The organism is Pseudomonas sp. 18.1.10 (genome assembly GCF_024655625.1).
Lineage (GTDB): Bacteria > Pseudomonadota > Gammaproteobacteria > Pseudomonadales > Pseudomonadaceae > Aquipseudomonas.
The window spans coordinates 1-8,234 of the sequence record NZ_JANLGL010000232.1 but is presented as its reverse complement, the minus strand read 5'-3'; the positions used below and the strand labels follow the sequence as shown (position 1 = coordinate 8,234).

General features: G+C 60.2%; 9 protein-coding genes. 4 read left to right on the top strand and 5 right to left on the bottom strand.

Annotated features, from left to right (window positions below):
• Window positions 1-83: 83 nt before the first annotated feature.
• Window positions 84-1,115, bottom strand: a complete 1,032-nt coding sequence (locus NUV89_RS25385) for a LacI family DNA-binding transcriptional regulator (RefSeq protein WP_257783480.1) — start codon at window positions 1,113-1,115, stop codon at window positions 84-86.
• Between the two features lie 214 nt (window positions 1,116-1,329).
• Here NUV89_RS25385 and NUV89_RS25380 point away from each other — a divergent pair, with 214 nt between their 5' ends.
• A complete protein-coding gene (locus tag NUV89_RS25380; protein WP_026137052.1) occupies window positions 1,330-1,863 on the top strand; it encodes a gluconokinase in 534 nt (177 codons plus the stop codon).
• Between the two features lie 84 nt (window positions 1,864-1,947).
• Entirely contained in the window at window positions 1,948-3,300 is a 1,353-nt protein-coding gene (locus tag NUV89_RS25375) for a GntP family permease (RefSeq protein ID WP_017738791.1), read from the top strand.
• A 170-nt stretch (window positions 3,301-3,470) separates the two neighbouring features.
• Here NUV89_RS25375 and alaC read toward each other — a convergent pair whose 3' ends face one another.
• Window positions 3,471-4,682: an alanine transaminase gene (gene alaC / locus NUV89_RS25370; protein WP_017738792.1), complete on the bottom strand. Its 1,212-nt coding sequence runs from the start codon at window positions 4,680-4,682 to the stop codon at window positions 3,471-3,473.
• A gap of 193 nt (window positions 4,683-4,875) precedes the next feature.
• Here alaC and NUV89_RS25365 point away from each other — a divergent pair, with 193 nt between their 5' ends.
• Window positions 4,876-5,358, top strand: coding sequence for a GyrI-like domain-containing protein (locus tag NUV89_RS25365; RefSeq protein ID WP_257783479.1), 483 nt, complete (start codon window positions 4,876-4,878; stop codon window positions 5,356-5,358).
• A gap of 145 nt (window positions 5,359-5,503) precedes the next feature.
• Here NUV89_RS25365 and NUV89_RS25360 read toward each other — a convergent pair whose 3' ends face one another.
• Genes NUV89_RS25360 through NUV89_RS25350 form a run of 3 tightly spaced genes read right to left on the bottom strand, consistent with a single transcriptional unit; the run spans window position 5,504 to window position 7,520 of the window.
• Window positions 5,504-6,712 (bottom strand): type II toxin-antitoxin system HipA family toxin, encoded by a 1,209-nt coding sequence (locus tag NUV89_RS25360; RefSeq protein ID WP_257783478.1) that lies wholly within the window; start codon window positions 6,710-6,712, stop codon window positions 5,504-5,506.
• On the bottom strand, window positions 6,705-6,959 hold the full coding sequence (locus tag NUV89_RS25355; protein WP_257783477.1) for a helix-turn-helix domain-containing protein: 255 nt from the start codon (window positions 6,957-6,959) through the stop codon (window positions 6,705-6,707). The genes NUV89_RS25360 and NUV89_RS25355 overlap by 8 nt, the downstream gene beginning before the upstream one ends.
• Window positions 6,960-7,001: 42 nt before the next feature.
• Window positions 7,002-7,520, bottom strand: coding sequence for an N-acetyltransferase (locus NUV89_RS25350; RefSeq protein ID WP_257783476.1), 519 nt, complete (start codon window positions 7,518-7,520; stop codon window positions 7,002-7,004).
• 157 nt (window positions 7,521-7,677) lie between these two features.
• On the opposite strand from NUV89_RS25350, the gene NUV89_RS25345 reads away from it, so the two are divergent.
• Window positions 7,678-8,157, top strand: coding sequence for an SRPBCC family protein (locus NUV89_RS25345; RefSeq protein ID WP_257783475.1), 480 nt, complete (start codon window positions 7,678-7,680; stop codon window positions 8,155-8,157).
• Window positions 8,158-8,234: the final 77 nt, after the last annotated feature.

Below are 8,234 nucleotides of genomic sequence, written 5' to 3'. Positions count from 1 at the left end.
CAGTTGGAACATTCAGTGACTGACACTCCGCATTCGCGAGCAAGCCCGCTCCCACATTTTGATGTGTGCCCGGCTTAGTAGGGTCAGGTGCTTTCCCGCACTTGCAACTCGAAGCCCATATCCACCACCGGCTTGGCCACCTTGTTGCCCGCCATGATCGTCAACAGGTGCTCCGCCGAGCGCCGCCCGATCGCTTCACGCGGCGTGCTGATGCTGCTCAGGCGCGGCACCATGAACGACGAGGCGGGCAGGTCGTTGAACCCCAGCACCGCCACGCGCTCTGGCACGTTGATGCCGTGGCGCAGGGCTTCCAGCAAGGCGCCCTGCGCCAGGTCGTCGTTGCCGAAGAAGATCGCGTCCACGTCGGGATGGGCGGCCAGCATCTGCAGAAACAGTTCGCCGCCCAGGCCCACGGAAGACGGGCGCGGCGTCAGCAACTCCAGCGCCGGGTCATACAGGCCGGCCTGTTGCAGCGCGCGGCGGAAACCTTCGCCCCGCAGCAAGGTGCGCTGGTCCAATTGCGCACCTATATAAGCCAGGCGCTTGCGCCCACGGGACAGCAAATGCGCCGCCGCCGTTTCACCCGCCGCCAGCTGCGAGAAGCCCACGCAGTTCACGCCGGCATTCGGGTCCAGGTCCATCATGTACACACACGGTACATTACTGGCCTCGACCATTCGTCGGGCGCTCTCGGTTCGGTCGAAACCGGTCAGCAGCAAACCCCGTGGCTGGTAGGCCATATAGTTGCGCAGCAGGTTTTCTTCTTCGTCGCGGGAATAGTGGGAGTTGCCGATCAGCACTTCAAAGCCCTTGGGCCGCAGCACTTGGTGGATGGCTTCGAGTGTTTCGATAAACAGCAGGTTGGACAATGACGGCACGATCACCACCACCGAATGGCTCTGGGCCGAGGCCAGGGCGCGGGCGGCGGGGTTGACCACGTAGCTCAGTTCACTGGCGGCCTTTTGCACTTTTTCCACCAGTTCGGTAGCCACCGTGCTGATGCCGCGCAGGGCGCGGGAGGCGGTAATCGGGCTGACGCCGGCGAGGCGGGCGACTTCGTTAAGGGTCGGGCGACCCGTGGTGCGCAATTTTTTATCGTTCTTGGAGGTCATCAGGCGGCTTGCCAAACAAAAATCGAGGCACTAAGGTAGCGCTGTCTCCAAAAGGCTGCAAATCCTTGAATTTCGGGTTGCCTGATCCGGGTTCAAACGCTTGGAGCGGATGCACGCGTCACTCCATAAAAAAAGACAAGACGGCGCGGGAAAAGCCTGTTTTTGCACTAGCCTTACAGCGTGCAAAGGTAGCGCTATCTGCGTCCTGAGGTGTTTCATGAGTCAACCTGTTACTGCCCTGGTCATCATGGGTGTTGCTGGCTGTGGCAAGACCAGCGTCAGCGAGGCCGTGTGCCGTCTGAACGGCGCCACTGCCATTGAAGGCGACAGCTTTCACCCTGCCGCGAACATCGAAAAGATGAGCGCCGGCCACCCCCTCAACGACGACGACCGTGCCGGCTGGCTCGACATCCTCTGCGATGAATTGCGCCGTTCGCTAAAAGCTGGTGAACACCCGGTACTCACCTGTTCCGCCCTCAAGAAGAAATACCGCGACCACCTGCGCGAAGCCGCGCCGGGCCTGGGTTTCGTGTTTCTGGAGCTGAGCCGTGAAGTGGCGTCCGACCGTGTGTCCCATCGCCCCGGCCACTTCATGCCGGCCAGCCTGATCGACAGCCAGTTCGCCACCCTTGAATCGCCCGTGGGTGAGCCGCTGACCCTGGCCCTCAACGCCAGCGTCGACAGTGTCGAGGCGTTGGCCGAGCAGACCCATGCCTGGTGGCTGCAACACGGCTTCGAACCTTCCAAGTGATTTTTTGCCGGAAAAGATAGCGCTATCCCCGGCAGGAAATTCAACACCCGCTTTAATAACAACAACAAACAGGAGAGACCCCCCATGTTTGGCATGTCCCACGAGTCATACCTGCTGCTCGATGCAGTGGTCACTATCATCGGGTTGATCGTACTGATCACCAAGTTCAAGGTGCACCCGTTCATTGCACTGATTATCGCGGCCGGCTTCCTCGGCCTGACCTCGGGCATGCCCGTGGACAAGATCATCAAGGCGTTCCAGGACGGCTTCGGCGGGGTGCTCGGCTTTGTCGGCATCATCCTCGCGCTGGGCACGATGCTCGGCAAGATGATGGCCGAATCCGGCGGTGCCGATCAGATCGCCCAGACCCTGATCCGTGCCTTCGGCAAGGAAAAGGTCCAGTGGGCCATGATGTTCGCTGCGTTCCTGGTGGGCATCCCGCTGTTCTTCGAGATCGGTTTTGTGTTGCTGATCCCGCTGGTATTCATCGTCGCGCGCCGCACCGGCGTGTCGCTGATAAAGATCGGCATCCCGCTGCTCGCCGGCCTGTCGGCGGTGCACGGCCTGGTGCCACCGCACCCGGGCCCGCTGCTGGCCATCGGCGTGTTTGGCGCGGACATCGGCAAGACCATCCTGTACGGCCTGATCGTCGCGCTGCCGACGGCCATCATCGCCGGCCCGATCTTTGGTACGTTCATCGCCAAGTACATCCCGGGCAACCCGTCCCAGGAACTGGTGGACCAACTGGCCCGCGAGTCGGAACACAAGAACCTGCCGAGCTTCAGCATCACCCTCATCACCGTGCTGCTGCCGGTGTTCCTGATGCTGCTGAAAACCTTCGCGGATATCGGCTTGCCTGACGGCCATATCGTGCGCAACTGGATGGACATGATCGGTCACCCGATCTCCGCACTGTTGCTGGCGTTGCTGCTGTCGCTGTACACCTTTGGCCATCGCCAGGGCATTCACTCCAAGCAGATCCTCAAGCTGCTCGACGCCAGCCTTGCGCCGACCGCCGCGATCATCCTGATTATCGGTGCCGGTGGTGGCTTCAAGCAGATGCTGGTGACCAGCGGCGTGGGCGACGTGATCGGCCATATGGCGGTGAACGCGCAGATCAACCCGATCCTGCTGGCATGGCTGGTGGCGGCGGTGATTCGTGTGGCCACCGGCTCGGCAACCGTGGCAACCATTACCGGCGCGGGCATCGTGGTGCCAGTGGTGGGGATGATTCCGGGGGTCAACCGTGAGCTGCTGGTGTTGGCGACGGGGGCGGGGTCGTTGATCTTGTCGCACGTCAACGATGCGGGGTTCTGGCTGGTGAAGCAGTACTTCAACATGACCGTGGCGGAGACGTTCAAGACCTGGACGGCGATGGAGACGATTCTGTCCGTCGTGGCGTTGATCTTCATCATGCTGCTATCGCTGGTGGTGTAAGCCACACCACAAAACCCCATGTGGGAACCCAATCAAAATGTGGGAGCTGGCTTGCCTGCGATAGCTTCACCTCGGTCTAACTGAAACACCGAGGTGCCTGCATCGCGGGCAAGCCCGGCTCCCACACAAGCCAGCTCCCACATTGATTGGGTTTCTACAGGTGGATTGGATTAGGCCTTGGTAACCAGGCCATCCGCCCGAAACATCCCGCGAATCCCCCGCACCGCCTGCCGGATCCGGTCCTGGTTCTCGATCAGCGCAAAGCGCACATGGTCATCGCCATACTCGCCAAACCCAATCCCCGGCGACACGCACACCTTGGCTTCCAGCAGCAGCTTCTTGGCAAATTCCAGCGAACCCATGGCGGCATACGCCTCGGGAATCTTCGCCCAGACGTACATCGACGCCTTCGGGTTCTCCACCATCCAACCCAACTCATGCAGGCCCTTGACCAGCACGTTGCGGCGTTGGCGATACTGCTCGGCAATGTCCTTCACGCACTGTTGGTCGCCTTCCAGCGCGGCAATCGCCGCCACTTGCAGCGGCGTGAACGTGCCGTAGTCGTGGTAGCTCTTGATGCGCGCCAGGGCGTTGACCAGTTCCGGGTTGCCCACCATGAAACCGATGCGCCAGCCGGCCATGTTGTAGCTCTTGGACAGGGTGAAGAACTCCACCGCAATGTCCTTGGCGCCCGGCACTTGCATGATCGACGGGGCTTTCCAGCCGTCGTAGACGATGTCGGCGTAGGCCAGGTCGTGGATCACCAGCACGTCGTACTGCTTGGCCAGCGCGATCACGCGTTCGAAGAAATCCAGCTCCACGCACTGCGCGGTGGGGTTGGACGGGAAGCCGAGGATCATCATCTTGGGCTTGGGGATCGAGCCGCGAATCGCCCGTTCCAGTTCTGCGAAGAAATCCACGCCGGGAATCAACGGCACCGAACGCACCTGGGCGCCGGCAATCACCGCGCCGTAGATATGGATCGGATAGCTCGGGTTGGGCACCAGCACGGTGTCGCCCTGGTCCAGGGTGGCCAGCATCAAGTGCGCCAGGCCTTCCTTGGAACCGATGGTGACGATGGCTTCCGACTCGGGGTCGATATCCACTTCATAGCGGTCCTTGTACCAGCGCGAAATCGCCCGGCGCAGACGCGGAATGCCTTTGGAGGTGGAGTAGCCGTGGGTGTCTTCACGCTGGGCCACTTGCACGAGTTTTTCGACAATGTGCGGCGGCGTGGGGCCGTCAGGGTTGCCCATGCTCAAGTCGATGATGTCTTCGCCGCGCCGACGCGCAGCCATCTTCAGCTCGGCTGTGATATTGAAAACGTAAGGGGGGAGTCGATCTATGCGCGCAAAGCGGCGCGGCGAACCTTGGTCTGCCATTGTTGCCTCGAGGTACGTAAGCGCCCGGAACCGTCCGAGCGACGTCGGCCACTGCGGTGGCCTGCGGGCAGACAATACGGGCGATGATGGCCAGTTGTCCAGATGCGTCGGAAAATTTTCTGCTTGGAGTGCAGCGCGGATATGCCCCTATACTCGATGCGGGTTTGTTCCCTATAAGAAGGAGACTGTTCGTATGGATCAGCAGACAAAACAACCGTTGGAGCCACGCATGGAAGCGGGCAAGGCGCTGGTGATTGCCGGTGTACAAGGGCGTTATTCGAAGGCCACCGTGGGCGATATTCCCAAGCTGTGGGAGTTGTTCGACACCTGCATCAAGGACATCAAGAAACGCGTCGGCGGCGTGACCTATGGGGTCTGCCATAACCCCAACCATGGCGAATTCGATTACATGGCCGGTGTCGAAGTCCCCACCAAAGCCGATGTGCCGAGCAACTTCGAATGCATCGAAATCCCACCGCTCAACTACGCCGTGTTCCCGCATTACGGGCCGGTGCAGGCGCTTGAGCAAACCTACGAACGGATCATGTTCGAATGGCTGCCGCACTCCGGCTACAAGGTCATGGGGGCGGACTTCGAGCGCTACAGCGCCGATTTTGACGTGCGCAAGGGCACCGGCACGGTGGAAATCTGGCTACCGGTGGGCGAACGCGGCTGAAACGTCAGCCACTGTCACGAGCCCCAGTAAACCCGCTGTTGACTCTGTGGCGAGGGAGCTTGCTCCCGCTGGGCTGCGTAGCGGCCCCGAGATTTTGGGAGCGCTTCGCACTCCAGCGGGAGCAAGCTCCCTCGCCACAGGATGTTCAACCGCCGAAAGTGAGTTGGAAACCCTGCGCCGATTGGCGTATGGCTTTTGCTACGTCGGGTGCCGAGCGGCAGTACTCGTCTTCGCGCTTGAGCACGACTTCCAGGGTTTGCAGCAGTGCCTGGATGCGTGTTTCGGGATGTTCGACTTCGCAGGTACGCGCGAACTCAAGGATGCCCAGGCGTGAGGCAAACAATGATTTGCTGCCGTCCAGATCCAGTGCAAGCGAATCTTCAGGAATGTACGCAGTGGTATTGACGATGTCGTAGGCCGGCGCTAGCCGAGTGTCTGAACTCAGCGGGTCACCGTAGAGCACGCCGAAGTTCTTCAAGTGAGCGTCGCCATTCCCCACAATGCAGCTGAGCGCCACGCTATCAAACAACTGATCAAGTGAACTGCGATGCTGTTCCGGCGAACAGAACACACGCACTGCCTTGGCGATCGCGGCATAGCTTTTAGTGTATTTCTGCTCGGCAGATAACCCCATCAGCGTCGTCATGTCTTCGAAGCCCAGCGGGTTGAGCTGCGCATCCCGATCAAAGCGCCGCATGATGAACAGCTTATGGTTCTGCGACAGGTAAAACGGCGGCACCGGGAGACCTGCGTCCCGGGCGATGGACATGCACAGGTATTCATTGATCGCCAGGCCGGGAAACTCATCCCGTCCGCTTTTGATAATCAGGTCGTTGGTTTTCGATGTGAACTTCTGCTCGGGTGTCCGGGGTTTTTCCGGCACCAGCACCTTCGGTTGCACCCCAGAAATGCCCGCCCGCAGGATGTACCGATCCACCAGCTCGGCGAACAGGTTTTCTGCACCGTCCCAGGCGAGAATCTCGTCGAGGTTTTCCCCGGTTGCGGGAGGTCCGTTGCGTTGGATCAGGTCGTTCACTTGATCCGAGGCCACGAAAACCCGACCGATAGGGGCGCTGCTACCCGAAAGCGCCAGCAGTAGCATGGGATCGACCTTGACTGTTTTTGCCAGGCGATTGCGCAGTTGCTCCAGCACATAGCCTTCCGGCAGGTTCATCTGGAAGATGGGGTGAAGCTCCCGGCGCCGGTATTCTTCGGCACGCACCGGCATTGTCAGACTGACTGCGCTTGTTGCCTGCGCGTTATCGCTGTAGCGAAACAGATAGTCGTTGGCACTCACCAAGACGCTGCCGCTCTCGCCTTGAGGCGTGTGAACACGCAAGCTGGGGTTATTCATCGAACAGATCCTCCAGTTCTTCCAGTGTCGGCAGGGTCACGGGCACGAGTTTGAATTCACTGCCCAGCGCGGCAATGACGCGGGCATAGGCATTCATGGAGACCGACGGGCTGCCCTGTTCAATTTCAATCAGCTTTTGACGGGTAACGCCTGCAAGCTTCGCCAACTGTGCCTGTGTGTAGCCTCGATTGAGGCGCATGGCACGGATTTGATCGCCAAGCCGCTGCGTGATTACTGCAGTATCCATGTCATGTATTCATTACTTTTAAATTGATAGGTCATGTATACGTTACATTTTTACGGTGTCAAGCTCACCCCGACCAACCACCCAACTCAACCGTCGCTCAAACCCCTCCCGCGCCTTATACGCCTCCCCGCAATCCACCCACCCAGCCCTCAGGTACAAACCCATCGCGGCCATGTTGTCGCTGTCCACCGACAACTCAATCGCCTTGATCTGCGGCCACGCGTGCAACGCCGCAGCCGGCAGCGCCTGCAAACACGCCTTGCCAAACCCTCGGCCTTGTTGCCCGCGATCCACCTGGAATGCATGCAGCGTAGCGCTGTGTTCATCGGCCCAATGGGGCAGGCAGGGCGGGCGTTTGAGCAGCAGGAAGGCCACGGGCTGGTTGTCGGCGAGCAGGGCGAAGCCTTTGATAGCATCGGGATGGGGATTGACCAACAGGCTGTTCAGCGCGCAATAGATATCGCCGGAAAACGCCAGTTGTTCGGGGTGTACTTGCAGGGTGTCGAGCTGCTGTTTTTGCGCAAGGCTCAGCGTCTCATAGGGGACGAGGCGGGTTTCCATCGGGGCGGCATCCCAAATACTACAGAGAGCTGGCGATTCTAGCGGGTTTGTCGCCTGTCTGGTCGAACGCAAACCTGGGGCGGCGCGAACTATAGTGAGTGCCGTGCAGCCATTGACTCTCTGAACACAACAATCAAAAAATCAGGAGGTTTACCCCATGTCCAGCCAACCTGCCGAATTTGAACTGTCCATCAGCCGCGTGATCGATGCCCCCCGCAGCCGGGTATTCCGCGCCTGGACCGAGCCGGCCCTGTTGCAACAGTGGTGGGGCCCACACGGCATGACCACCCCCGAGTGCGAAATGAACCTGTGGGTCGGAGGCCTGTTTCGCACCCTGATGCGCGCGCCGGACGGCAGTGAGTACCCGACCCAAGGCGTGTTCCTGGAGATCGTCGCGCCACGCCGGCTGGTGTTTACCGATGCCTATAAGCCGGGATGGATTCCTTCGGGCAAGCCGTTCATGACGGCTGAAGTGACCTTTCAGGAGGTCGAAGGCAACAAGACCCTCTACACCGCCCGTGCCATGCATTGGAGTGCCGAAGACAAGCAGGCCCACGAGGCGATGGGTTTTCATGATGGCTGGGGGCAGAGCCTGGAGCGGTTGGTGACGTTGGTCACTCAAGGCATGAGCGATTGACCAGACTGTAGGCAATCAAAACTGTGGGAGCTGGCTTGTGTGGGAGCGGGCTTGCTCGCGAATGCGGTGTGTCAGTC

What these genes read in the sequence shown, in the direction of transcription:
- NUV89_RS25380 (WP_026137052.1), top strand. Translation starts at nt 1,330, where the DNA reads ATGAGTCAACCTGTTACTGCCCTGGTCATCATGGGTGTTGCTGGCTGT.
- NUV89_RS25375 (WP_017738791.1), top strand. Translation starts at nt 1,948, where the DNA reads ATGTTTGGCATGTCCCACGAGTCATACCTGCTGCTCGATGCAGTGGTC.
- alaC (WP_017738792.1), bottom strand. Translation starts at nt 4,682, where the DNA reads ATGGCAGACCAAGGTTCGCCGCGCCGCTTTGCGCGCATAGATCGACTC.
- NUV89_RS25365 (WP_257783479.1), top strand. Translation starts at nt 4,876, where the DNA reads ATGGATCAGCAGACAAAACAACCGTTGGAGCCACGCATGGAAGCGGGC.
- NUV89_RS25360 (WP_257783478.1), bottom strand. Translation starts at nt 6,712, where the DNA reads ATGAATAACCCCAGCTTGCGTGTTCACACGCCTCAAGGCGAGAGCGGC.
- NUV89_RS25355 (WP_257783477.1), bottom strand. Translation starts at nt 6,959, where the DNA reads ATGGATACTGCAGTAATCACGCAGCGGCTTGGCGATCAAATCCGTGCC.
- NUV89_RS25350 (WP_257783476.1), bottom strand. Translation starts at nt 7,520, where the DNA reads ATGGAAACCCGCCTCGTCCCCTATGAGACGCTGAGCCTTGCGCAAAAA.
- NUV89_RS25345 (WP_257783475.1), top strand. Translation starts at nt 7,678, where the DNA reads ATGTCCAGCCAACCTGCCGAATTTGAACTGTCCATCAGCCGCGTGATC.